The organism is Mucilaginibacter sp. (assembly GCF_035492695.1).
Taxonomy (GTDB): Bacteria; Bacteroidota; Bacteroidia; order Sphingobacteriales; family Sphingobacteriaceae; genus Mucilaginibacter.
Map to the genome: position 1 here is coordinate 126,189 of NZ_DATJJC010000020.1, position 24,364 is coordinate 150,552.

At 45.7% G+C, this 24,364-nt stretch carries 20 protein-coding genes; 9 read left to right on the forward strand and 11 right to left on the reverse strand.

Annotated elements, in window-relative coordinates:
- The first annotated feature begins 47 nt into the window (after positions 1–47).
- The 3 genes from VL525_RS13475 to VL525_RS13485 all read left to right on the forward strand — a co-directional run bounded on the left by VL525_RS13475 (position 48) and on the right by VL525_RS13485 (position 2,935).
- On the forward strand, positions 48–971 hold the full coding sequence (locus VL525_RS13475) for a glycoside hydrolase family 16 protein (protein WP_325387428.1): 924 nt from the start codon (positions 48–50) through the stop codon (positions 969–971).
- A 101-nt stretch (positions 972–1,072) separates the two neighbouring features.
- The gene (gcvT, locus tag VL525_RS13480) at positions 1,073–2,152 is read left to right on the forward strand and encodes a glycine cleavage system aminomethyltransferase GcvT (protein ID WP_325387430.1); all 1,080 of its coding nucleotides are present in this window, start codon (positions 1,073–1,075) and stop codon (positions 2,150–2,152) included.
- Between the two features lie 66 nt (positions 2,153–2,218).
- The gene (locus tag VL525_RS13485) at positions 2,219–2,935 is read left to right on the forward strand and encodes a 2-phosphosulfolactate phosphatase (RefSeq protein WP_325387432.1); all 717 of its coding nucleotides are present in this window, start codon (positions 2,219–2,221) and stop codon (positions 2,933–2,935) included.
- Here VL525_RS13485 and VL525_RS13490 read toward each other — a convergent pair whose 3' ends face one another.
- Positions 2,936–3,262, reverse strand: coding sequence for a nucleotide pyrophosphohydrolase (locus tag VL525_RS13490; protein ID WP_325387434.1), 327 nt, complete (start codon positions 3,260–3,262; stop codon positions 2,936–2,938).
- A gap of 4 nt (positions 3,263–3,266) precedes the next feature.
- Positions 3,267–3,725 carry a D-aminoacyl-tRNA deacylase gene (gene dtd, locus VL525_RS13495; protein ID WP_325387435.1) on the reverse strand — a complete coding sequence of 153 codons (459 nt, stop codon included), beginning with the start codon at positions 3,723–3,725 and terminating at the stop codon, positions 3,267–3,269.
- Positions 3,726–3,861: 136 nt separating this feature from the next.
- Here dtd and VL525_RS13500 point away from each other — a divergent pair, with 136 nt between their 5' ends.
- Positions 3,862–4,911 carry a hypothetical protein gene (locus VL525_RS13500; protein ID WP_325387437.1) on the forward strand — a complete coding sequence of 350 codons (1,050 nt, stop codon included), beginning with the start codon at positions 3,862–3,864 and terminating at the stop codon, positions 4,909–4,911.
- A 3-nt stretch (positions 4,912–4,914) separates the two neighbouring features.
- On the opposite strand, the gene rsgA is transcribed toward VL525_RS13500, so the two are convergent.
- Positions 4,915–5,835 (reverse strand): ribosome small subunit-dependent GTPase A, encoded by a 921-nt coding sequence (gene rsgA, locus VL525_RS13505; RefSeq protein ID WP_325387439.1) that lies wholly within the window; start codon positions 5,833–5,835, stop codon positions 4,915–4,917.
- Between the two features lie 311 nt (positions 5,836–6,146).
- Between rsgA and thrA the strand changes: the two genes are divergently transcribed.
- The 5 genes from thrA to VL525_RS13530 all read left to right on the forward strand — a co-directional run bounded on the left by thrA (position 6,147) and on the right by VL525_RS13530 (position 13,520).
- Positions 6,147–8,597 carry a bifunctional aspartate kinase/homoserine dehydrogenase I gene (gene thrA / locus VL525_RS13510; RefSeq protein ID WP_325387441.1) on the forward strand — a complete coding sequence of 817 codons (2,451 nt, stop codon included), beginning with the start codon at positions 6,147–6,149 and terminating at the stop codon, positions 8,595–8,597.
- Between the two features lie 77 nt (positions 8,598–8,674).
- Positions 8,675–9,610 carry a homoserine kinase gene (locus VL525_RS13515; protein ID WP_325387443.1) on the forward strand — a complete coding sequence of 312 codons (936 nt, stop codon included), beginning with the start codon at positions 8,675–8,677 and terminating at the stop codon, positions 9,608–9,610.
- Positions 9,611–9,736: 126 nt separating this feature from the next.
- The gene (gene thrC / locus VL525_RS13520; RefSeq protein WP_325387445.1) at positions 9,737–11,047 is read left to right on the forward strand and encodes a threonine synthase; all 1,311 of its coding nucleotides are present in this window, start codon (positions 9,737–9,739) and stop codon (positions 11,045–11,047) included.
- Between the two features lie 125 nt (positions 11,048–11,172).
- On the forward strand, positions 11,173–12,906 hold the full coding sequence (locus VL525_RS13525; protein WP_325387448.1) for a S41 family peptidase: 1,734 nt from the start codon (positions 11,173–11,175) through the stop codon (positions 12,904–12,906).
- Between the two features lie 113 nt (positions 12,907–13,019).
- Positions 13,020–13,520, forward strand: coding sequence for a hypothetical protein (locus VL525_RS13530; RefSeq protein ID WP_325387450.1), 501 nt, complete (start codon positions 13,020–13,022; stop codon positions 13,518–13,520).
- Between the two features lie 42 nt (positions 13,521–13,562).
- On the opposite strand, the gene VL525_RS13535 is transcribed toward VL525_RS13530, so the two are convergent.
- The 8 genes from VL525_RS13535 to VL525_RS13570 all read right to left on the reverse strand — a co-directional run bounded on the left by VL525_RS13535 (position 13,563) and on the right by VL525_RS13570 (position 24,307).
- Positions 13,563–14,336: a GDSL-type esterase/lipase family protein gene (locus VL525_RS13535; protein WP_325387452.1), complete on the reverse strand. Its 774-nt coding sequence runs from the start codon at positions 14,334–14,336 to the stop codon at positions 13,563–13,565.
- A 3-nt stretch (positions 14,337–14,339) separates the two neighbouring features.
- Complete coding sequence (locus VL525_RS13540) at positions 14,340–16,454, reverse strand: prolyl oligopeptidase family serine peptidase (RefSeq protein ID WP_325387454.1); 2,115 nt, start codon at positions 16,452–16,454, stop codon at positions 14,340–14,342.
- 70 nt (positions 16,455–16,524) lie between these two features.
- Positions 16,525–18,141: an ATP-dependent DNA ligase gene (locus VL525_RS13545; RefSeq protein ID WP_325387458.1), complete on the reverse strand. Its 1,617-nt coding sequence runs from the start codon at positions 18,139–18,141 to the stop codon at positions 16,525–16,527.
- Positions 18,138–19,226, reverse strand: a complete 1,089-nt coding sequence (locus VL525_RS13550) for a ligase-associated DNA damage response exonuclease (RefSeq protein WP_325387460.1) — start codon at positions 19,224–19,226, stop codon at positions 18,138–18,140. Before VL525_RS13550 ends, VL525_RS13545 begins: the two co-directional genes overlap by 4 nt.
- 87 nt (positions 19,227–19,313) lie before the next feature.
- A complete protein-coding gene (locus VL525_RS13555; RefSeq protein ID WP_325387462.1) occupies positions 19,314–21,464 on the reverse strand; it encodes a carboxy terminal-processing peptidase in 2,151 nt (716 codons plus the stop codon).
- 173 nt (positions 21,465–21,637) lie between these two features.
- Positions 21,638–22,255 (reverse strand): hypothetical protein, encoded by a 618-nt coding sequence (locus tag VL525_RS13560; protein WP_325387464.1) that lies wholly within the window; start codon positions 22,253–22,255, stop codon positions 21,638–21,640.
- 198 nt (positions 22,256–22,453) lie between these two features.
- Entirely contained in the window at positions 22,454–23,296 is an 843-nt protein-coding gene (locus VL525_RS13565; protein WP_325387466.1) for an isoaspartyl peptidase/L-asparaginase, read from the reverse strand.
- A 102-nt stretch (positions 23,297–23,398) separates the two neighbouring features.
- The gene (locus tag VL525_RS13570) at positions 23,399–24,307 is read right to left on the reverse strand and encodes a cyanophycinase (protein ID WP_325387468.1); all 909 of its coding nucleotides are present in this window, start codon (positions 24,305–24,307) and stop codon (positions 23,399–23,401) included.
- Positions 24,308–24,364: the final 57 nt, after the last annotated feature.

A 24,364-nucleotide genomic window follows, 5' to 3' on the forward strand; every position in this document is an offset into this window, starting at 1 on the left:
TCTTTCACAGGGTATTACTATTTAAATATTAATTTATTAAATACTTTATGGCACGCATTAACAAAATAAACCTTATTGCTTCAATGCTGATAGCAGGAACAATGATATATGGCTGTAAAAAGCTTGACGGACCGGCCGACACAGGCTCAACCGGGAAAACCTCCGGCAGTAAATACACCAATCCCGCTACGGCAACAGCAACTTGCGATTACGACTTTAGCGATACCGACCTGACCAATAATGGCTGGGTGAAAACTTTCGACGAAGAATTTGACGGCGATCTTTCAAAGTGGGGCGTTATTAATGGAGGGATGATCAAGGAGCTGCAATTATACTCTCCTTCAAATGCGCAGATTGCGAATGGCGCTTTGCAAATAACAGCTAAAAAGGGAACGGTATCAGGTCCTAAGACTGTTGGTAACGACACTACCCAATCATTTAACTATTCTTCGGGATGGGTAGTAAGTAAATCTACTTTTTCGGCCAGCAATTCAACGCCTAAAATACGCATAGTTGCCAGGATAAAAATGGCTTCAGGGTATGGTTTAAGCTCGCTGTTTTATACTTATGGAAACGGTGCGTGGCCTACCACAGGTGAGATCGATTGCGCTGCCGTACAGGGTGATAATACCAAGGTTTACGCTACCGACTATTCCTACGGGCCTGCGGCAGGTACTAACATTGTTTCAGGCGGGATCTTATATAATCCCACAACTGAAGACCTTTCATCGTGCTACCATGTTTATACAATGGAGTGGACCCAGGACTCACTAAATTCTTATTTAGACGGCAAACTTGTGGAAACCAAAACAAAAGGTGGCCAGATCGCATCACTTTTTGGCAATCTTCAGCATATTTCGCTAAGCCTGCCGATCGGAGGTTTATATTATAGCAACATTAATGAGGCCAATATACAGGGCGGCACTATGTATGTTGATTATGTGAAAGTTTTCACATCGGTTAACAAATAAAATCTATAATTGACTTTATAATCTTAAACAAGTAAAGTTAAAGGCTGAAGATACCGGTTTGCAACCAAGTAAATTATTACTTTTGTCAGCAATTGATAGGTATGAAGAATACAGCTTTAACTCATAAACACACGGAGCTGGGCGCCAAAATGGTGCCCTTTGCCGGTTATAATATGCCCGTGCAATATGCCGGCATCAACGTTGAACACGACACCGTGCGCAAAGGCGTGGGTGTATTTGACGTAAGCCACATGGGCGAATTTATTGTAAAAGGCGACAAGGCCCTTGATCTTATACAGCGCGTTACCAGTAACGATGCGTCAAAACTTTACGATGGTAAAGTACAGTATTCCTGTTTGCCAAATGAGAATGGTGGTATTGTAGACGATCTGCTGGTTTACCGCATTGATGAGAAAACTTATATGCTTGTTGTGAATGCCTCCAATATTGAAAAAGACTGGAATTGGATATCAAAATACAACACTGAGGGTGTTGAAATGAAGGATATTTCAGATCGTACATCGCTGTTAGCCGTACAGGGCCCAAAGGCCGCAGAAGCCTTACAAAGCCTGACAGATATCGACCTGGGAACAATGGAATACTATACCTTCAAAAAAGGAAAATTTGCTGGTGTGGATAATGTGCTGGTATCAGCCACTGGCTACACCGGCGCGGGCGGTTTCGAGATATACGTTGATAACAAAGATGCTGAACTTGTTTGGAATGCGGTTTTTAAAGCAGGTGAACCATTCGGTATTAAACCGATAGGTTTAGGTGCGAGGGATACGCTGCGCCTTGAAATGGGTTTCTGCCTTTATGGAAATGATATTGATGATACCACGTCGCCGCTTGAAGCAGGCCTGGGCTGGGTAACCAAGTTCAGCAAGGAGTTTACCAATTCGGCAGCTTTGCAACAACAAAAGCGGGAAGGTACAAAACAAAAGCTGGTAGGTTTTGAAATGATCGATCGCGGCATACCCCGCCACGATTATGAGATAGTTGATGCAGACGGCCACAACATTGGTAGAGTAACCTCGGGCACGCAATCGCCGTCGCTGCAAAAAGCTATCGGTATGGGCTACGTAAAAAATGAATTTGCCAAAGAAGGTTCCGAAATATTCATCAAAATACGCGACAATAATATAAAGGCACAGGTTGTAAAACCGCCGTTTTATAAATAGTCATTAGGTATTGGCCATTAAACGTTAGTTATGGCCCAATAACAAATGACGAATGACTAATGACTAATGCCAAACAATCTGCACGTCTGCCTCTCGCCTGCTTTAATACCATTGTATGCTGTTGAAGAATACATCGTTGTCATCATCGACATTTTCCGGGCGACTTCTTCTATCTGTTACGGCATTGATAATGGTGCCGAAGCTATTATCCCGGTTTCAGAAGTAGAGGAATGCGCCGCTTACCGGGAAAAGGGGCTCGACTACCTGCTGGCTGCCGAGCGCAACGGCGAAGTAGTGGCAGGCTTTGATTTTGGTAATTCGCCGTTTTCCTATACTAAAGAAAAAGTCGCAGGAAAAACAGTGGTGCTTACCACTACTAATGGTACACATGCTTTACACCTGTCACGTTCGGCAAAAAAGATCGTTATCGGCTCGTTCCTCAACCTTACTGCCTTGTCCGATTGGCTTAAAACCCAAAAAGAAAACATCCTGCTGGTTTGCGCAGGATGGAAAAATAACTTCAACCTGGAAGATACTATTTTTGCCGGCGCAGTTATTGAACAATTAAAGGCACTGGATGTTGTTTTGGACGACCCTGCCATAGCTGCTAACGACTTGTATCAAATCGCCAAAGATGATCTGCCCGGTTACCTTGCTAAAACCTCGCATAGTGAACGCCTTAAAAAGCTGGGTATCGAAAAAGACATCGCCTTTTGCCTTAATGTGGATATTACAACCGCCATTCCTGTTTTGGATGGGGAAAAATTGGTTAAGCTGCCGTAGTTATTTCAACTTCTCGTTATTCTTATGCCTTTCCGCATCGCGGATGCTTTTCTTTTGAAGATTTTTTTCAAATGCTTCGGTCAGATCGATACCTGTTTGATTAGCCAGGCAGATCAGCACAAAAAGCACATCGGCCATTTCATCAGCCAGGCTTACTTTTGTATCTGATTTTTTGAATGACTGCTCGCCATATTGCCTGGCCATAATGCGGGCCACCTCGCCCACCTCTTCCATCAATATAGCGGTGTTGGTTAGCTCGTTAAAATAACGGATGCCGGTGGTTTTTATCCAGTTGTCGACAAGTTCCTGCGCAGCTTTTATCTCCATATGATTAATGATTATCCTTATCCTTTGTGTCCATGATGATGGTTACCGGCCCGTCGTTCAATAAACATATCTTCATATCTGCACCAAATATGCCCGTAGCCACTTTTTTACCGGTGATCTCCTCCAGCGTTTTTATCATTTGCTCGTACATCGGTATGGCTTTGTCGGGCCGGGCGGCGCGGGTAAATCCAGGTCGGTTCCCTTTCTTAGTTGCAGCAAATAAGGTGAATTGCGAAATGAGCAAAATATCGCCATCAACATCAGCCAGTGCTTTGTTCATCAAACCATTCTCATCGCTAAATACCCGCATGGAAGCTATCTTTTGGGCCAGCCATTGCAGGTCTTCGGTAGTGTCGGCATCCTCGATGCCCAATAGCACCAGGAACCCGGCCTTAATGTGTCCAGTGATCTTTTCGTCAACGGTGCAACTGGCCTGGGTAACGCGTTGTAATACTGCTCGCATGCGTGTAGAATCAAGAGGCAAGATAAATTAAAGCGACTAAATTTACTGGTGGATTTTCAATATATTTGGTTAGGTGTTGAATCAACATGAACTGCTAAGGCCTTGACACCTATTAAACCCTATCATTTCGACCCATATGAATTCTAAAAACCTTTTTTGTCTCTCTTTAATTTTATTGCTGGCTATAGCTTCATGTAAAAAAAACGACACTTCCCCCCAAAAGCATGAAAAAAAAGAGGTAGATGTTTATGTAGCGGGATATATAACCGCGGGTGCTAATACGTCTTACGCATGTTATTGGAAAAATAGCGTGCTCAACAAGCTTGACCATGAAACATCAAATTCGCAGGCAAAAGCTATAGCGGTAAACGGAAACGATGTGTATGTGGCCGGTTTCATTGCGGAAAAAAATGATAGGCAAGCAGCTGCGTATTGGAAGAATGGCGTGTTCACCAAATTGCCGGATAATTTATCAGGCTCGGTTGCTAATGCTATCGCGGTGAATGGGAATGATGTGTACGTAGCGGGATACATCAATTCCAACAGTGTCAAAACAGCGGTTTATTGGAAGAATGGCATAGCTGTAAATCTTCCTGATAATTTGATGGGCTCGGCGGTAAATTCCATTGTATTAAACGGAAATGATGTATATATGGCCGGATATATTATCACTGCGGGTAATAAATATAACGTTGCTTACTGGAAAAATGGGATTGCCACAAACCTGGGGGATAAATCACCATATTATTCTGGAGCAACGGCTATGGCAGTGAGCGGCACAGATATATATGTAGCGGGATATATAGGCAATGATGCTTTCTATTGGAAAAATGGTACTGCTGCGAAGCTTACAGAAACTCAATTCGTGGCTTTTAGTGCAAATGCGCTTACAATTAAGGGCAACGATGTATATGTAGCAGGCTGTACCCGAAATGACAATGGTTATCCGATAGCGATTTACTGGAAAAATGGCGCACCCGTTAGAGTCCCAAATAGCATATTGATCTCTGAGGAGATAAATGCCTTATCCATTTCTGAAGCCTATGGTATTGCCGTAAATGATACCGATGTATATGTAACAGGATATAATGTTAGTTACCAGGCGGCTTATTGGAAAAATGGTGTAACAGCCGAACTTGGCTATGGTAACTCGCGCGGTTATGCTATAGTGCTTGTACCGCGTTGATCATTACGCCCTTGTATCATTCCCATGATAAATGCTCAAATAGCTTTCATAGCGCGATAATTCGATCTCGCCGTTTTCAACTGCTTTGATTACAGCGCAGCCCGGTTCATTGATGTGGCGGCAGCTATTAAAACGGCATTGGTTCATTCGCGCGCGCATTTCGGGGAAAAAGTGGCTCAGTTCATTTTTTTCTATATCAATAATACCCAATTCGCGGATGCCAGGAGTATCGATAATATATCCTCCCTGCGGCAATTCGAACATCTCGGCAAAGGTGGTGGTGTGCATGCCTTTATCGTGCCATTCGGATATTTCGGTAGTACGCAATTTCAGGTCGGGAAGCAACACATTGATCAGGCTTGACTTACCCACCCCGGAATGCCCGGAGAACAGAGTTACTTTATCCGTTATCAAAGCAGAAATATGATCGATGTTTGTTCCCTGCAAAGCGGATACTTCATAACATGGGTAACCGATATTCTCGTAAATGCTTTTATAATCAGCCAATATCTCCAAACCCTCATCGCTGAACAGGTCCAGCTTATTAAATATTAACGACGCTGGAATATCATAAGCCTCGGCTGTCACCAAAAAGCGATCTATAAAACCAAGCGAGGTACGCGGCGAGGCCAGGGTAACGATCAAAAACGCCTGGTCGAGATTGGCAGCAATGATCTGCGCCTGCTTTGACAGGTTGATGGACTTGCGGATAATATAGTTTTTGCGCGGATGCAGTTTGGTAATAACACCGGTATCCTGTTCGGGTTCCATCTCAAAATCAACCTGGTCGCCCACGGCAATGGGATTGGTCGTCGTGATGCCTTTGGTACGGAAGATGCCCTTTATCCGGCAGTCGAAGCGCTGCCCGCCGGGTGTTTGCACCTGGTACCAGCTTCCTGTCGATTTAGTTACGAGACCCTCCATTGAGGCAGCAAAGGTAATTAAATTTGGCAGGGCGATGGAATACCATGTAACCTGCTTGCTAACCGGGACGTATTAAAAAGAAAATACTATTTGCATATTAAAAAAATATCTACTTACTTTACAGACATTACAGGAATGATAAAAACCGACTGTAATAAATAAGAGAATGATAATTAACAGCACCATAACAACAACCACCACAACTACAGGGATTATACCTGGAGGAAGATGATTGTATGGTGTAAACAATAGAAAGAAACCAGCAAAGCGCCTTCCTCCGACAGGGGAAGGCGCTTTTATTTAATACGAAAATGAAGATACTAAAATTCGGAGGCACCTCCGTCGGTTCGGCGCAAAGCATCAGCACTGTTATCGATATTTTGAAAAAGGAGCATCGGTCGGGCGAAAACCCGGTAGTGGTTCTTTCAGCAATGAGCGGCGTAACCAACCTGTTATCGGCTATGGCCGAAAAGGCAGCAATTGGTGAAGATTTTACTGCCCAGTTAGCCGAACTGGAAACCCGGCATTTTGAAATGGTGCGAACATTGCTTGCTGTTCAGCACCAGAATCCCGCTTTTACAAGGCTTAAGATCAACTTCAACCACCTGGAAGAACTGCTGCAGGGGGTATCGACCTTACGCGAACTTACCCCCAAAACGCGCGACCTGATATTAAGCTACGGCGAACGCTGTTCGACACTGATGATCAGCAAAATGGCAGCGCAGTATTTTTCCGAATCGTCGTTTGTGGATGCTGCTGAACTGATCAAAACCGATAGCGAATTTGGCAACGCCAAAGTAAATATGGAACTGACGGAATTGCTGATCAGGGGTTTTGTAAAGGAGAATCCAGGTAAGATGCTTTTTGTTACTGGTTTTATTGCCTCGAATGATGCAGGGCAGATAACAACCCTTGGTCGTGGTGGAAGCGATTACACCGCGGCTATTTTCGGCTCGGCTTTAAATGCGGCTGAGATACAAATATGGACTGACGTAAACGGGATGATGACTGCCGACCCGCGCATGGTTAAAAAGGCATTCTCATTGCCTGAACTTACTTATACCGAAGCTATGGAGCTATCCTACTTTGGCGCAAAGGTGATCTATCCGCCGACCATGATACCGGCTTTCATGAAAAAGATCCCCATCGTTATCAAAAACACTTTTGATGTTGATTTTGAAGGAACTGTTATCCAGCACGATTGCCAGCCGTCGAACCTGCCGATAAAGGGAATATCCTCCATTAATGATATCAGTATCATCAATGTGGAAGGCAGCGGCATGGTTGGTAAGTCGGGTTTCAGCGGACGCTTGTTTTCGTTGCTGGCGCGCGAACAGATCAATATTATTCTCATCACCCAATCTTCATCTGAACACAGCATAACCTTCGCGGTTAGCCCCAATGATGCTGAAAAAGCAAAACGTGTCATCGGTCAGGAGTTTGAATTGGAACTTGGTGCTAATAAACTGGACGAGCCGGAAATAGAAAAAGGTTTAGCTATCCTGGCAATAGTGGGCGAAAATATGAAGCAAACCCCTGGCATATCCGGCAAACTGTTCCATGCGCTGGGCCGCAACGGGGTGAATGTAAGGGCCATAGCACAGGGTTCGTCTGAATACAATATCTCAGTTATCATTTCAAAAGCCGATTTGGCTAAGGCCCTTAATGCGGTGCACGACGCCTTCTTTGTGCAGCTAAATAAAACCCTGCATGCTTTCTGTTTGGGAACCGGTAATATAGGCACTACGCTTTTCGACCAGCTAAATCAGCACAGCGGGCATTTGCAACAAAATAACGGTATACAGGTTAAAATAGCCGGCATCAGCAACACCAGGAAAATGCTTTTTAATGCGGACGGCTTGTCCTTAGATAAATGGCAGGATGAATTGCAGGCTTCAACCCAAAAAGCCGATCTGTCCGGTTTTATCAAACAAATGAAGGAAATGAACCTGCCTAACTGCGTATTTATTGACAATACCGCAAGCCCGCAGCCGGTAGAGTTTTATGAAGATATTTTCAAGTCGAACATATCCGTGGTTACCTGTAATAAGATCGGCAATTCGGCCTCTTATGATCAATACAAAACTTTCAGGGACACTGCCCGTCAGCATGGGGTAGACTTTTTTTACGAGACAAATGTAGGCGCAGGATTACCAATTATCCGTACGCTGAAAGATCTGATGAGCAGCGGCGACCGGGTAAAGCGCATCGAGGCGATACTATCGGGTACCATCTCCTTCATTTTTAATCATTTTAAAGGCAATGCTAATTTCCACGACGTGGTTAAGCTGGCGCAGGATAAGGGTTATACCGAACCCGACCCCCGCGATGATCTGAAGGGCACCGATTTTATGCGGAAAATGCTGATACTGGCCCGAGACGCGGGTTACGAGATGGAAGCGAGTGATGTTCACATTGAAAGTATGCTGCCCAAAAGCTGTTTGGAGGCTGAAACCGTTGAAGATTTTTACAAGGCATTGCGGGAAGAAGATGCCTATTTTACCATCATGAAACAACAGGCCGAGGCGGAAGGCAAAGCCTTGCGTTATATCGGCAAGCTGGAGGATGGCAAAGCCTCTATCACTTTGCAATTGGTGGATGAAAATCATCCTTTTTACATGATGTCCGGCAGTGATAATATTATTTCCTTCACTACCGACCGTTACAAGGACCGGCCGCTGGTAGTAAAAGGCCCCGGCGCAGGCGCCGAAGTAACCGCCGCAGGTGTATTTGCTGATTTGATAAATGTTGGAGCGAACTAGGCCCCTCTCTAAATCTCTCCCAAAAGGGAGAGACGTTTAAATTGTTTCTTTAATAGACTCCGGTCTGAAAAATATAAATGGAAAATTCAATAAAAGTATTCGCCCCCGCGACTGTCGCTAACGTGGTATGTGGTTTTGATGTGCTCGGCTTTGCTGTGAACGAACCAGGCGACGAAGTGGTCATGCGCCTAACGGATAAGCCCGGAATAACCATCAGCAAAATAACAGGCGACAATGGCCGCCTGCCGCTCGATCCGGGGAAAAATACGGTAAGCGTTAGTGTGGAACACTACCTGAGACACATTGGCCGGAATGATGTCGGCTTTGATATCGAATTGAACAAAAAAATGCCAATAGGAAGCGGTTTAGGGTCAAGTTCAGCCAGTACCGTGGCGGGTTTGTTTGCTGCTAAAACATTATTGGAAGATGAAACCGATGCCGCACAGCTTTTACCCTTCGCCCGTAAAGGAGAAGAGATGGCCTGCGGGCACGGACATGCGGACAATGTGGCACCGGCGTTGCTGGGGGGATTTATATTGATCCGCAGTTACGATCCGTTGGATGTGATCAAACTACCGCATCCAAAAGGGCTGTATTGTGCTATCGTGTTCCCTGATGTGGATGTACCCACCCGCGAGGCCAGGCAGATCATCCGCAATAAGATACAGATGAAGGATGCCGTAACTCAGTGGGGTAATATCGCCGGACTGGTGAGCGGGTTGTTCATGAATGATATTGACCTGATTGGTCGTAGTATGAAAGATATACTGGTTGAACCTGTACGTTCCATGCTGATACCTGATTTTTACAAGATGCGCGAAATGGCAATGGAATTGGGTGCCGTAAGTTTTGGTATTTCCGGCTCGGGGCCTTCAGTGTTCTCTTTTACCAAAGATGAAGAGACCGCCCGGAAGATCACCCAAAAACTGCAGCAGCATCTAACCTCTATAAAAATTAATTCTAACGCCTATGTATCAACTATCAATGATGCCGGGCCGAGGGTAATAGGTTAAATAAGACTTTGTCATTGCGAGGAGAACGATGAAGCAACCTCATCGCCTGGCTGCCAAAGAGATTGCCGCGCTGCGCTCGCAATGACATATAGAAATAAATTTGAACATCCGAATTCCGAAATCAGCATGAAATTATACAGTACCAATAATACCAACAACCAGGTTTCTTTCAAAGAGGCCGTATTCAATAGTATGCCGCAGGATAAGGGTCTTTATATGCCCGTTTCCATTCCGCGCCTTGATGATAAATTTTTGAATAACCTTGACGGTTATACCCTGCCTGAGATCGCTTTTCATATATCGAAAAATTTATTGCGGGACGATATACCCGAAAATGACCTGAAGAACATCATCGAAGATGCCATCAATTTTTATGCGCCGGTAGTTGAGCTGGAAGAAAACGTATATGTGCTGGAGCTTTTCCATGGCCCTTCGTTAGCGTTTAAGGATTTTGGCGCACGGTTCATGAGCCGCGTGATGAGCTACTTTTTAGAGAAGGGCGAAAAAACTCTGGATGTGTTGGTTGCAACTTCGGGCGATACGGGCGGAGCCGTGGCGCTTGGTTTTTTAGGCGTTTCGGGAACAAGGGTAACCATCCTTTATCCTAAAGGGAAGGTTAGCGGCGTACAGGAACTGCAACTGACCACCCATGGCCAAAACGTTCGTGCAATCGAGATTGACGGCACCTTTGACGACTGCCAGGCACTGGTTAAACAGGCCTTTACAGATGATGAACTGAACAGCGAATTCAGGCTTACATCGGCCAATTCCATCAATATTGCCAGGCTGATACCACAGACCTTCTATTATTTTAATGCTTATGCCCAATTGCTGAAAGAGGGGAAAAGCAAAGTTGTCTTCTCGGTACCGAGCGGCAACTTTGGCAACCTTGGCGCGGGCATCCTGGCCTGGAAAATGGGGCTGCCTGTTGAGCACTTTATCGCTGCCACCAATGCCAACGACACAGTGCCTGAATTTTTAAGATCGGGTTTATATCAACCCAAACCATCGGTACAAACCATCTCGAACGCGATGGACGTGGGCAACCCAAGTAACTGGGTGCGGATACAGGATATGTTCAAAGATGCCCCGGAAAAATTACCGGCCATGATAACCGGTTTCAGTTACGATGACGCCGAAACTTCTGCGGCGATAGAAAAGATATTCAGCAGCTATAAATATATCGTTTGCCCGCATACTGCCATTGCCTGGCAGGCGCTAAAAGACTGGCAGCAGGATCAGCCGACCGGTAAAGCGGTCGGCGTTTTTCTTTCGACCGCTCACCCCTGCAAATTTCCGGACGTATTACCCAAACATATTTCGCAGGAAATCGTAATACCTGAACAGGTAAAAGAGCTGGAAGATAAGGCAAGTACCTTTGCCTCTTTAGGCAAGGACTTCGAAGCGTTTAAAAAATACCTGCTTAATAATAAATAGTGGTTTTTGAGGTTTTAAGTAAACGAATATAATTTTTACGTAATATCGATAAGCTTACCTCTTCAATTTCAAAATCTTATACTATTTTTATTGTCTTTAACCGACTGAAAAAAGTTGCTGCTGTGATGAAAAGAAATTATAAAAAATGGGCCTGGGGCACGGGAGTAGTGGTGCTGGCGACGGGGCTTTTTGGGTTTAACGACGATCTGTTCCAAATTTCTAAAAACCTGGATGTTTTTGCTTCTGCATACAAGGAAGTTAATATTAATTACGTAGATGATATCAATTCGTCAAAGATGATCAAGACCGGCCTTGATGCTATGCTTGATGGCCTTGATCCCTATACCGAATTTGTACCCGAATCAGAAATTGAAGACTACAAGCTTCACTACGTTAGTACCCAATACGGTGGTATTGGTGCCGGGATATTTGCACGCGAGGGCAAAGTTTATATTTCAGATGTTTTTGAAGGTTTCCCTGCTCAAAAAGCAGATATCCGCCCAGGCGACCGCATGATGAAAATAAATGATGTGGATTTGACCGGCAAAAATAACGACGAGGTAAGCTCTCTTTTAAAAGGTGCAAAAGGCGCCACTATCAAACTTACATTGAAAAGAGGCGATGCCGCCGCAGTTGATAAGCAATTGGTGCGCGATGAAATAAAGCAACCAAACGTATCTTATTACGGCATGGTAGATGGTAATATGGGTTATATCAAACTGGATAAGTTTCTCGAAAACTCGGCCGATGAAGTAACACATGCTTTAACCGAGATCAAAAAGAATAATCCCAATGGTATCATACTTGATCTTCGCTCGAATGGCGGTGGTATATTACAGGAGGCCGTGAAGATCGTGAACCTCTTCGTTTCTAAAAACACCGAAGTTGTATCCCAGAAAGGAAAGATAAAGGACAAGAATTTTACTTATAGTACGCAAAACTCCCCGCTTGAACCGAACCTGCCATTGGTAGTTTTGGTTAACGGAAGGTCTGCATCGGCCTCGGAGATCGTAGCCGGTTCGCTGCAGGATCTTGACCGCGCGGTCATTATTGGCCAGCGCAGCTATGGAAAAGGGTTGGTACAGCAAACGTTTAACCTGCCCTATAACAGCCTGGTGAAGATCACCATCGCCAAATACTATATTCCTTCGGGTCGCTGTATCCAGGAGATCGACTATACCCACCGCAAGGCCGATGGCACCGTAGTAAAGGTTGCTGATTCGGCTATACACGAGTTCAAAACCAAAGACGGCCGCTCGGTTTATGATGGAAGCGGGATATATCCGGATGTGTTTATCAAACAGGAGCGTTTTGCCAATATTACACAGTCTATTGTCTCTAAATTATTAGTGTTCGATTACGCCAATCAATATCGTAATAGCCACAATAGCATACCCGATGCAAAATCGTTCCATTTGTCGGATGCCGATTACAACGATTTTGTAAAATATCTTACTAACAAGAATTACAGCTATACCACGATAAGTGAAAAAATGGTCAACAGCCTGAAAGATGAGGCTACAAAGGAAAAACAATTCAGCAATATCCAGGCAGAGTACGATGCGCTAAAAACGAAAATGCAGGAGATCAAGAAAAACGACCTGCAGCAAAATAAAGAAGAAATAAAACAGGTGCTGGAGAACGAGATAGCTTCGCGATACTACTATGAGAAAGGCCGCTATGAGGCTAATTTCAACCACGATAAGGAACTGGCCCAAGCCGTAAAAACCATGCAGGACCGTAACCAGGTTGCTTCGATACTAAAAGGCGACGGCGATTATAAAGTGATAGGCAAGCCACAGTTTGCAATGGTATCAAAAAAGGCCGCGGAAGAAAAGGATAAGGAAGGCGACGATTAACCGGAAATAAAATATTTGAAAATGGGCGCTTAAGGCGTCCTTTTTTGTGATATGAAAAAATATTCTAAACCTTATAGCTAAAATATTGTCTTACCTACCAAACATATATAATTATGAAAAAGCTAATTTTCACGGCAGCCATCCTAATAAGTTGCGTATTTGCGAAACAAGCCGATGCCCAGGTACATCTGAGTGTCGGAATAAATATTGGCAGCCAGCCCGACTGGGGCCCTGTAGGTTATGATCATGCGGATTATTATTACATGCCCGATATTGGTGTGTACTACGATGTCCCTGCCCATCAGTATATCTATCTTAGTAACGGCGCATGGGTAAGGCGTGCTTATTTACCTGTAGCATACCGGAATTACGACCTGTACCATGGCTACAAGGTTGTTATTAACGAACCGCGCCCCTGGAGACGTAATGTCGTTTACAGGGAAAGGTACGCCAACTACCGCGGCCGCCGCGACCAGGTTATCATTCGCGATAGCCGCGAAGAAAAATACCGCGATCACTGGCACGATAACGGCAAGCATCGCGGCCGCGATGGGCATGAAGACCACGGACGCGGTCACGGTGGTGGTGGCGGTCACGGCCATGGGCACCACTAAACAAATTTTACAAAATATAAGAGCCTCCGCACAGGAGGCTTTTTATTTGGAAGCCATTGCTAATTTATAAATGGCATTCGCCCAATACGACCCAAGCGCGACGGCGCCTTTAGCGTTTGGATGGAGGTAGAAAGTTCCGCGATGGCCGCTTTCGGGTATCAGGTCGGTAAGGGCATGCTTTTTGAAATAGCCAAACGCTTTTTTATCGCCTATAAAAACCCTGCCCGGATTTATGCCGGCATAGTATTTAACCAGTTTCTTTAACTGCGGAAAATAACTTTGCAATCGGTCAAGACCTTGCTGTAAATATTGCGCACCGTTATAGGTATTTGGGCTGTACCAGGTAGGATAATGGAGCAGTACCTTGCTTTCCGGAAAGTCTTGAAGAAGCTTGTCGATGATGCTTTTCAAATTGCCGAAATAGTTTTCCGGCGAAACGGGTGCGCCATTAGGCCCGGTTATGGCACTGTCGTTGGTACCCAGCATCACCGAGAATATCAGCAAGCCGGGTTTTTTTGCCAGGTCGTTTGCCGCCAATTCTACATGTTTGAATGTTTCACCCTGCGGCAAAAAATCAACTGTAGTAAAACCGCTCCGCCCCTGGTTGGAGAAATTTACCATCCCCATCCCTTCGCGGCGCCGCAGGTCCATGCTGGCTAAGGCGGGCGGCGCCTGTGTACCCGGATCATCCAGTTGTACTCCCTGCGTTATGCTATCGCCAATGTAGATTATATTAACCTCTTTATTTTGCCCCTGCAAATTCAGGCTGGCCAAAAATAGCAATGCGATTAAAATAATGCTCGTTCTCACGCTCATAACCTATTTCCAATCTAATCCCATATTCTGGAACATGAACGCCCATTTATCTGTTTGCCCGCTGATGATCTGTTCGGTGGATTGTCCCGCGCCATGGCCCGCTTTGGTTTCGATGCGTATCAATACAGGAGCGGGTCCTTTTTGATATTCCTGCAAACGTGCGCCGAATTTAAAAGAATGCGCCGGTACTACACGGTCGTCATGGTCGGCCGTCGTAACCATTGTAGCCGGGTAATTGTCGGGCTTTAAAGCATGGTAAGGTGAGTACTTGTACAGGTACTCAAACATTTCTTTGTTGTCTTCAGCCGTGCCGTAATCATAGGCCCATCCTGCGCCAGCGGTAAACTTATTATAGCGAAGCATGTCCATCACACCAACAGCAGGGAAGGCTACCTTACACAAATCGGGCCGCTGGGTCATTACCGCACCGACTAACAAACCACCGTTCGATCCGCCCGAAATGGCCAAATAATCCTTCGATGTATATTTATTTTTTACCAGGTATTCCGCGGCTGCGATAAAATCATCAAATACGTTTTGCTTGTGCAGTTTGGTACCCGCCCGGTGCCATGTTTCGCCATATTCGCCGCCGCCGCGCAGGTTTGGTACGGCATAAATGCCGCCGTGTTCAAGCAATATAATGTTTGATGTACTGAATGCCGGGGTCAGGCTGATATTGAAACCGCCATAAGCATAAAGCAGCGTAGGATTTTTACCGTTCATCACCAGGCCTTTTTTGTAGGTAATGATCATTGGTATTTTGGTGCCGTCTTTCGACTTATAGAAAACCTGTTTTGATTCGTATAAACCCGGGTCAAACCGCACGCCCGATTTTTTAAATACCGTGGATAGCCCGCTTGCAATATCATATTTAAAAATGGTGGGCGGGCAAACATAGTTGGTAAAGGTGTAATAGGTTTCCTTTTCTTCTTTTTTGGTGCCGAAGCCTGCGGCGGTGCCAATAGCCGGCAACGCTATGGTACGCTCTAATTTGCCATCCATATTATACTGAAGCACCTGCGATGTAGCGTCTTTCAGGTACTCGGCAAATATTTTTCCCCCGCCGGTGGTTACGCTTAATACGTTTTTAGTTGCAGGTATCAGGTCCTTCCAGTTAATAGGTTTAGGGTCCGACGCATCTACAGTAACTACTTTATGGTTGGGCTGATACAGGTTGGTCAGGATGTAAAGCTTGCTGCCAACATTGTCGATAACACTATGATCGTTATCAAAATTATTTACAACATTCACAATATCGCTGCCGGGTTTGCCCAGGTCCTGTATATATAATTCATTACCGGTGGTGCTTTCTGCTGCGGATATCACCAGGAAACGTTCATCTTCCGTCAGGTACGCGCCAATATAACGACGTGGCGTCTGCTCGCCGCCAAATATCAATTTATCCTGGCTTTGAGGTGATCCCATCTGGTGATAGAATAGTTTATGATATTGTGTCATCCCCGATAACTGGCTGCCTTCTTTTGGTTTATCGTAAGTGCTGTAGTAAAAGCCTTCGTTCCCCTTCCATGCGATGCCGGTAAATTTCAGGTCGCGCAGGGTATCGCCAACCTGGGTTTTGTTATCAGTTTTGATGACGATAACCTTGCGCCAGTCCGAACCCCCTTCCGATATCTGGTAGGCGGCCAGGCTGCCGTCTTTAGTGAAATCGATGCCCTGCAGCGAGGTGGTGCCATCAGCAGAGAATTTATTGGGGTCGAGAAATACTTCCGGCACCCCGTCGCCCACCTGCCGCCAAAGAACCGCCTGAGCTTGCAGGCCGTCGTTTTTATAAAAATAAGTGTATTTGCCTTCCTTAAAGGGTGCGCTGTATTTTTCGTAGTTCCACAGCGTTTCCAGCCGCTTTTTTATGGAATCGCGAAATTGGATCTGCCCGAGATAATCGTAGGTTACCTTGTTCTCGTCTTTCACCCATTGTTTGGTATCGGCCGCCCGGTCATCTTCGAGCCACCGGTAAGGATCAGGCACTTCAGTGCCAAAATAGGTATTTACAGTATCAACTTTTTTAGTATTCGGGTAGGGAAGCGTTTTGATGGTCATTTGTGCAAAAGTATAACTGCCCGATAAAACGGTCAGTATAAATAATGTCAGTTTCTTCATGGCAGCAGGGCTAATGAAAAACCAAGGTAGTATTTTGAGGGGAAAGGTGAAAGACGAAAGCTCAAATCGGTTAATCCCCCAGCAGCGCCTTCAAGGTATCAATGGTGTCTGCCTCTTCCTTAGGTTTATCATGCCGCCAGCGCAGGATGCGCGGGAAACGTAAGGCAACACCCGATTTATGCCGGTTTGAACGGTTAATTCCCTCAAACCCGATCTCGAAAACCAGTTCGGGTTTTACCGTGCGCACCGGGCCAAACTTTTCCAGCGTATTACGCTTAATGAAGTAATCGACTTTATTGATCTCAGCATCAGTCAACCCCGAATAAGCTTTGGCAAACGGCACCAGCTTATCTCCGTCCCAAACCGCAAAAGTGTAGTCTGTATACAGATCGGCGCGGCGGCCGTGTCCTTTTTGCGCATAGATCATCACCGCGTCTACCGATAGCGGGTCTATCTTCCATTTCCACCAGTCGCCCCGGCGGCGGCCAACCTGGTAAGTGGCGCTTTTGCGTTTTAGCATAATGCCTTCGGCTATCATTGCTCGGGATTGTTCGCGTTGGGTTGCCAATTTATCCCAACTGTTAAAGTCGACCAATACGGAAAGTCGGAATATGTCGGGATATGGGGTTTCAGCCTGCACCTGTTCCAATATTTCGCGGCGTTCCGATTGGGATTTATAACGAATATCTTCGCTTTTATATTCCAGGCAATCATAAGCAATCACCGCTACCGGACTTTCCTCCAAGATTTTCTTACTCAGATTTTTGCGGCCGATGCGGGTTTGCAGCACATTAAAAGGTAATGGCAAGCCATCGCGGAAGCTTAGTATCTCTCCATCCAGCACAGTTCCATCAGGCAGTGCATTTAAGAAAGGGTGTAATTCGGGAAATTTGTCTGTTGCCAAGTCCTCGCCCCGGCTCCAGATAAATATTTTGCCCGCGCGCTTGATCATTTGGGCGCGGATACCGTCCCATTTCCACTCTGCCTGCCATTGGCCTGCATCGCCCAGCGAACCTTGCAATTCTTCAACCGACCGTTGTTTTTCCGAGGTTTCCTGTATCGGGTAAGCCAAAAAGAACGGATATGGCCGGGATATATCGTCATTGGCATCCTGATCCTGTATTAATTGTTTGAACATATAGGTTTCAGGGCTCCAATTGCCCATGATACGATGCGTCAATGTTGCTGCGTCCAGCCCGGATACTTCTGATAAAGCCTTGATCACGAGGTTTTGTGATACGCCAACACGGAATCCACCCGTCAGTATTTTATTGAACACAAAGCGTTCCTGTGCATTCAGCATAGCCCACGAATCCATCAGCCATATTTTCTTTTCTTCTTCGCCTTTTTCACCCAGGGTATTGATCTCTGCTATCCATTCAGTAAGAGATTTATCACTCCCCTCACTTCCTTCCGGCATCAGTAACGACATGGTCTCGGCCAGGTCGCCTACTACCTGGTAACTTTCTTCGAACAGCCATACAGGAATATTGGATGCTTCCATAGCCCAGGTGCGGATAAGCGTTGAGTTGATCTGCCGCTTGGGTTTACGCCCGGTAAAAAGCGCCAGCATGTGCATTTTATCGGTATCGGGTACGCTGTTAAAGTAATCCCTTAAAACCTTTACCTTTTCATTGGTTTTGTTGGTTTCATCGAGCGAGAGAAAGAGCTGGGCGAAGGCTTTCATTGAGCAGCCCCCTCTAAATCCTCTCCGGTTAGGGAGACTTTTCTTCTTTCATTTAAATCCTCTCCTTCCGGGACAGGTTGGATGAGGGCCTCTTCTTCTTCATTTCCATATAATGTATGCACCTCGTGAGCATCAAAACCTATTTCGTTAAGGTAGCGGGAAAAGGAAGTCGTGTAGCCGTGCGTAAGGTACACCTTCTCACAACCGGTAGCATCTATCGCGGAGATAAGGCCGTCCCAATCGGCGTGATCTGATAGCACGAATCCACGGTCGGCGGCCCGCCGGCGCTTCGCCCCCCGAATGGCCATCCAACCCGAGCAATAGCCGAAACTATATGGACCGAATTTTCGCATCCATGGCGTGCCGACCGATGACGGGGGAGCCAGAACTATGCCTTTCCTTATCTCATCCCGCGGTGTTTCGGGTGTTATTCGAATGGTTGGATTTAGCTTTACACCGTTATTGCGCAATGCCTCGTTGGTATTTTCGATAACCCCGTGGGTGTACACATTACCGTTAAACAGGTCGAGGTTTTGCAGGATGCGCTGCGCCTTGCCTAATGAATATCCCACCAATACGGTGGCTACTCCATTATCCAGGTTTGTTCGCCACCAGGTATTTATATCTTCAAATGTTTTTACCTGTGGCTTCCATTTGTAAACCGGCATACCGAAAGTGCATTCGGATATAAAATGATGGCATTTTACGGGTTCGAAAGGCGTGGAAATGCCGTCGTCCTCCACTTTATAATCGCCCGAAACCACCCAAACTTCTCCCTGGTACTCCACACGTATTTGCGCCGAACCTATTACATGCCCGGCAGGGAACAGGGATATTTCAACACCATTTTTCAGTACCTTTTCGCCATATTCAACGGTTTGCAAATTGATGTCGCCTAAACGATATAACAGTACCTGTTTTGATAAGTGGTGTGCCAGGTAATGCTTATGCCCCCAATAGGCATGATCCGAATGGGCGTGCGTTATCACTGCATCATCAACAGGCTTCCAGGGGTCGATGTAAAATCTTCCCTGGCTGCAATAAATGCCGCTGTCGGTAAACTCGAGCAATGGTTTTTTGGGCATGTGGTTTAATAACCTATAGCGTTGCAAATGGTTTTAAACAAAAATATCCCGGTTTGCGCCGGGATATTTTAACTATGTTTTAACTTTTTATTGCTGGTTGGGTGGTATCAGCGTATTGGTGTATTTGCTGCCGAGGTTGATATAATCGGTTAATATTTGCCCGGCTTCTATTTTCAGGAAGTCAAGGTCTTCGTTACGGGGTTTTGCCTCACCTTTTTTCAATGGCTTCAGGCCAAGTGCTACACGTTTTTCGTTATCGCGGTCAAATGCTTTTTTCTCATCGGCGTCGCGTTGTTTTTTAAGCTCCTGCTCGTTCAGCGAAACGCTTTTCTCGCTGTCGTGCTTTTGAAAATCGGCTATATCTCCCATCAGCAGTTTGTAACTGGCGCTGCCGGCCATACGCTGATCGTGCAGCTGGATCAATTTCGGAGTCACTCCCGAAAAATCACCAACCCGGGTGTAATCGCTTTTGGCAATTACATCAAATGGCAATGCCGAAGGCTCAGTATCCTCGCCATACTTATTCAATGGGATAAGCGAAGGGAACTTAATATCCGGGGTAACACCTTTATGCTGGGTGGAGTTGCCGCTGATACGATAAAACTTTGCGATCGTCAGGTTCAGCTGCCCGTACTTACTTTGGCTGCCCGGAGCTATTGGTTTTTTGTTTGAAGCCGACTGGGAAAGTTTGTCGGCCGCCGATGGTTTAATGATCCTGTCAAGATCGATGGCGTTTTGAACCGTACCCTTTCCGTACGTTTGAGTACCTATGATCAGAGCGCGGCCATAATCCTGCATGGCACCTGCAAATATCTCCGAGGCTGATGCACTGAAACGGTCGACCAAAACTGCCATTGGGCCGCTGTACGAAATAGTAGGGTCCTCATCGTTATCTGCTTCTATCTGGTCGTTAGGGTTACGCACCTGCACAACCGGGCCCGATTTGATGAAAAGGCCGCTCAGATCAACGGCTTCCAGTAAGGAACCGCCGCCGTTTTCGCGCAGGTCGATAACGACACCGTCCACGTTCTCACGTTTAAGGGTATCCAGTATCAGTTTTACATCACGCGTTGTGCTCTTATAATTCGGGTTGCCCGATTTATAGTCGTTATAGTCAATATAAAATGCAGGGATGGAAATAACGCCGATCTTTATTGTTTTGCCGTTCGAATTATAGGTACGGATCTCCTGTTTGGCCGATTGATCCTTTAAAATGATCTTTTCGCGGACCATTTCGACAACCTTAGGTTTGCTGGCAACATTGCTGCCTTTTGGCAATATCTCCAGGCGTACAATGGTGCCTTTGGTACCGCGTATCAGGGCGATGGCATTGTCGATACGCCATCCGATAACGTTCTGAAATTCTCCTGTTTTACCTTGTGCCACGCCAACTATCCGGTCCTCGGGAGATATCTGGTGACTTTTATCGGCAGGGCCGCCCGGCACTATAGTTTTGATCGTTACGTATTCATTCTCTGTTAACAGTGTGGCGCCTATACCCTCCAGCGAGCGTGACATTTCGATATTGAAATTGGCTGCATTTGCCGGGCTGAAATAATTCGTATGCGGATCGACAGCATTTGTAAATGCGTCCATAAAAATCTGGAACACATCCTGGTTGTTCAATTTGTTGGATTGCGACAACAGGTTCTCGTAACGCTTACGCAATGTCTCTTTATTTTTTGCTGCATCGTTACCTGTAAGTTTCAGGTTCAGCAAGTCGTATTTTACACGCTCCGTCCAGGCTTTATCACTTTCGGCCTGAGATGCGAAGAAGTTTGAGCTATCGCGGTCGTAAGTAAAACGGTCGTTGCTGGTGAAATCAAAATTTTTGTCCAGTTGGGCCAGTGAGTATTTTATGCGGTCGTTATACCGTTTCTGATAAACATTGAACATGTAAAATACGTCGTTAAGGTTGCCTTCTTTCAGGTCGTCATCCAATACGGTCTTAAATTTTGAAAAGTCCTGCAGGTCCGATGCTAAAAGGTAATTATGGTTTTCGTCAAGTTCTTTGATATAACGATTATAAACCACTTGCGAAATGGAATCGTTCAGGCTAACCTTTTTATAGTTGTATTCGGTTATCAGGTCGGCAACATAACGGCATACCGTGCTTTGCTGCGCATCCGGTGTCAGATCGTTAGATCCGGCCACCTTTACCATCGGGTGTTGTTTGGGGGATGCCTTGCACGCCAGCGCGGCGCCCAAAAGCAATAAAATATATACTTTCTTAAACATATCTTTTACTTTCTTTAAATCGGGACTGTAGTTTAATACCAACACTTCTTCTAATTATAAGTTTTTTGTTCTAAATAAAAAGAGACAGTGTAAAGCTGTCTCCTTATCAGGATAACAATATTACAAATTATTGTTTGTTAGAATAATTTAGTTGAAGTAAAGTTTAAACAATTTTACAAATCTTTAGCAGCAGCGTCGGGTGCTTCGGCATACCTGTTTGCAATGAAAGCTTTATTCTGACCCAGCAAGGGTATCATTTTACTGATCTCGTCCATTTTATCCTTCATTCCCCTGGCCTGTGCCATATCGTGGGCCTCGTTCAGGTCCGCACGGGCTGATGGCAGGTCGCCGAGGCGTTCCTTCACTACGGCCAGGTCAAGCAGGTTGTCAATGGTCAGCCTGTCGTCGTTTTGCCCGCGCGATAGGTTATTGCTTTGCAGCAGGTACCATTTCGCTTCCGAAAACCGGTGCATTTTGATATATAACTCCGCCAGGTCGTTAAAATTGTAACTGGCCACATTATATATCCGCCAGCTCATATTGTGTTTAACGGTTTTGAGCAATACTTTTTCGCGGGCCTGCATGCTGAACCAGCTTTCCTCATATTGATATGGCTTTACTTCGGTAAGTAAGACTGCCTGGCGTTCGCTAACGTGACACAGGGAACGATCTTTTATTTGCGGTATGGCCCGGAATACAAGGTGTTTTTTCTTTTTGAAGGAGATATGCAGGAATTGTGCCGATGCCGAAAGGCTGAAGACAGAAAATAAAATAATTAATTTATAGCGCATTAAATCTCTCCCTCTGAATAGTTTAAATAATTATTTAGCTCGCTAAAATAACGATAATTCGTTAAATTATAAATTGTTGTATTTATACGGGTTACAACGGTTATTTGTTTAGGTTAGTTTATAGCCGGACTGTAAAAATCTTGCGGGTAAAACGCGGTTTAATTGCTGATAAGGCATTAAATATCAAAAAAAGGGGCTTCAGGAAAACACTTCGATGCCGTTGTCATAAGCTGCCCAAACCATATAAGGATGAGTATCAGCATGATAAACCTCGCCCCTTGCTGATATGCCGATAATACCCGCAAAACCATCAAACGGTTTCATTTCGTTCAGGGTTTTTGCCGTAGCCATTTGCAGGCTCATACCATCGGTCACCCTGGTTACAATTTTGGGAGCTACGGCCCCTGCAACGATGTCCTCGCCCACTCCTGTGCAGGATATACCCGCATGCTCGTTTACATAATTGCCCGCCGCCGTTGCTGAATCGCTTACCCGGCCGGGTATTTCAAAGCCCTTGCCCCCGGTGGAGGTGGCTGCAGCCAGGTCGCCATAAAAATCCAGCGCCACACAGCCGACCGTACCCAGGCGAATAGAATCACTCAGTTTCTTTTCGTATTCGTGCCTTCGCTGGGGTATTTCAGGATCATAGTGCGGGATGCCCTGCTGGCGCGCAAACTCCCGGGCGCCTTTTCCTGCTAAAACCTTATCCGGCCGTCGCAAAAGCTTTTCAGCTACACAAATCGGATTTTTTACATTTTCGATATTGATCACCCCCGAAAACTCCATGGTTTTGCCGTCCATCAGCGAAGCGCTCATCCTTATCTTCCCATCACTTTGTATCTGCGAACCTGTGCCTGCGTTAAACAGTTCGCAGTCTTCAAGCAGGCAAACCGTGTAAACGACGGTTTCAATAGCGTTATGCGTTTCCAGGTACTTATGGCCCAGCTTTACAATTTCCCTTAATGCAGCCTGTTTAGCCTGTTTAACCTCCTGGTTAGTTTTCGATTCGCTAAAAAAGCCACCATGAATGATTAGTTTCATAAGCTTGTTTTGTTAGTCCGAAGTCGGCAAGTCCGCGGAAGTCCGAAAAACCCATCTTCCTCTAATACTTTCGGACTTATGCGGACTTTCGGTCTTTCCGACTTATTTATCCTGACCGCGGATAAAGACCCCTTCTTCAACCTTAACAACTTTTTTGATATAGAGTTTATGCTGGTGCAGATCGTATTTATCATATATCGACATTACGTGCAGTTTCAGGTTCTCGATAGACACCGGTGAACCCAATTCGACATCGTAGATATTGGTTTCGACCAGGTTTTTGCCATCAACCAGTATAATGAGGCCCGAGCCGATAGCTTCCATCATTGTCCCTTCGGTAATAAGCAACCCTGCATCCTCGCCCAGCCCTATGCCTAATATGCCCGGATTGCTGGCCACGGCGTACATCAACCTGCCAATGCGCCCGCGCTGCACAAAATGAGTGTCGATAATGACAGAATCGATAAAGCCAAGCCCGGCAGTTATTTGTACCTCGCCTTTAATTAAGGCCTCATTGCTCTGCCCGCGATAGATCATGTGTGCCGATGCCGCGGCAGCGCCCGCTGATGTGCCTGCAATAATGAAATCCTGGTTTTGATAACGGTTCTTGAGTATCTGCAAAAATTCAGTTCCGCCGAAAATAGAGCTTAACCGCAGCTGGTCGCCGCCGGTAAATACCACTACGTCGGCTTTGCGTATACGGTCGAGATAGGATTTATGCGTGGCGTCTTCGCGGTTTTTAATATGGATGGTGCCAACTTTAGGGACATTCAACTGCCCAAAAGCTTTTACATATTCGGCGCCTACCAGTTCAGGTATCTGCGAAGCGGTTGTTATTACTTCAACTACCGAACCTTCGTGGTGGGCCGATTCGGTAATTATGCGCTTGAGTATGCCCCGGTCAAAAAATTTGAGATGGTCGGGCTGAATAATATGTTCCTGCGAACTGATGTTGGTGCCCAGGTCGACAGCGCCTCCGATTATCACTAATTTTCCTTTGGGATTTACCATAGCGGGTGTTTTTAGTAAATAAATTAATCCCGGAACGGTTGGCCCGGGGGGTATGGT

Coding starts and splice junctions, on each gene's coding strand:
- VL525_RS13475 (WP_325387428.1), top strand. CDS start 48: ATGGCACGCATTAACAAAATAAACCTTATTGCTTCAATGCTGATAGCA.
- VL525_RS13540 (WP_325387454.1), bottom strand. CDS start 16,454: ATGAAGAAACTGACATTATTTATACTGACCGTTTTATCGGGCAGTTAT.
- VL525_RS13525 (WP_325387448.1), top strand. CDS start 11,173: ATGAAAAGAAATTATAAAAAATGGGCCTGGGGCACGGGAGTAGTGGTG.
- VL525_RS13535 (WP_325387452.1), bottom strand. CDS start 14,336: ATGAGCGTGAGAACGAGCATTATTTTAATCGCATTGCTATTTTTGGCC.
- VL525_RS13490 (WP_325387434.1), bottom strand. CDS start 3,262: ATGGAGATAAAAGCTGCGCAGGAACTTGTCGACAACTGGATAAAAACC.
- rsgA (WP_325387439.1), bottom strand. CDS start 5,835: ATGGAGGGTCTCGTAACTAAATCGACAGGAAGCTGGTACCAGGTGCAA.
- gcvT (WP_325387430.1), top strand. CDS start 1,073: ATGAAGAATACAGCTTTAACTCATAAACACACGGAGCTGGGCGCCAAA.
- VL525_RS13560 (WP_325387464.1), bottom strand. CDS start 22,255: ATGCGCTATAAATTAATTATTTTATTTTCTGTCTTCAGCCTTTCGGCA.
- VL525_RS13500 (WP_325387437.1), top strand. CDS start 3,862: ATGAATTCTAAAAACCTTTTTTGTCTCTCTTTAATTTTATTGCTGGCT.
- VL525_RS13570 (WP_325387468.1), bottom strand. CDS start 24,307: ATGGTAAATCCCAAAGGAAAATTAGTGATAATCGGAGGCGCTGTCGAC.
- dtd (WP_325387435.1), bottom strand. CDS start 3,725: ATGCGAGCAGTATTACAACGCGTTACCCAGGCCAGTTGCACCGTTGAC.
- thrC (WP_325387445.1), top strand. CDS start 9,737: ATGAAATTATACAGTACCAATAATACCAACAACCAGGTTTCTTTCAAA.
- VL525_RS13550 (WP_325387460.1), bottom strand. CDS start 19,226: ATGCCCAAAAAACCATTGCTCGAGTTTACCGACAGCGGCATTTATTGC.
- VL525_RS13485 (WP_325387432.1), top strand. CDS start 2,219: ATGCCAAACAATCTGCACGTCTGCCTCTCGCCTGCTTTAATACCATTG.
- VL525_RS13565 (WP_325387466.1), bottom strand. CDS start 23,296: ATGAAACTAATCATTCATGGTGGCTTTTTTAGCGAATCGAAAACTAAC.
- VL525_RS13515 (WP_325387443.1), top strand. CDS start 8,675: ATGGAAAATTCAATAAAAGTATTCGCCCCCGCGACTGTCGCTAACGTG.
- VL525_RS13545 (WP_325387458.1), bottom strand. CDS start 18,141: ATGAAAGCCTTCGCCCAGCTCTTTCTCTCGCTCGATGAAACCAACAAA.
- VL525_RS13530 (WP_325387450.1), top strand. CDS start 13,020: ATGAAAAAGCTAATTTTCACGGCAGCCATCCTAATAAGTTGCGTATTT.
- VL525_RS13555 (WP_325387462.1), bottom strand. CDS start 21,464: ATGTTTAAGAAAGTATATATTTTATTGCTTTTGGGCGCCGCGCTGGCG.
- thrA (WP_325387441.1), top strand. CDS start 6,147: ATGAAGATACTAAAATTCGGAGGCACCTCCGTCGGTTCGGCGCAAAGC.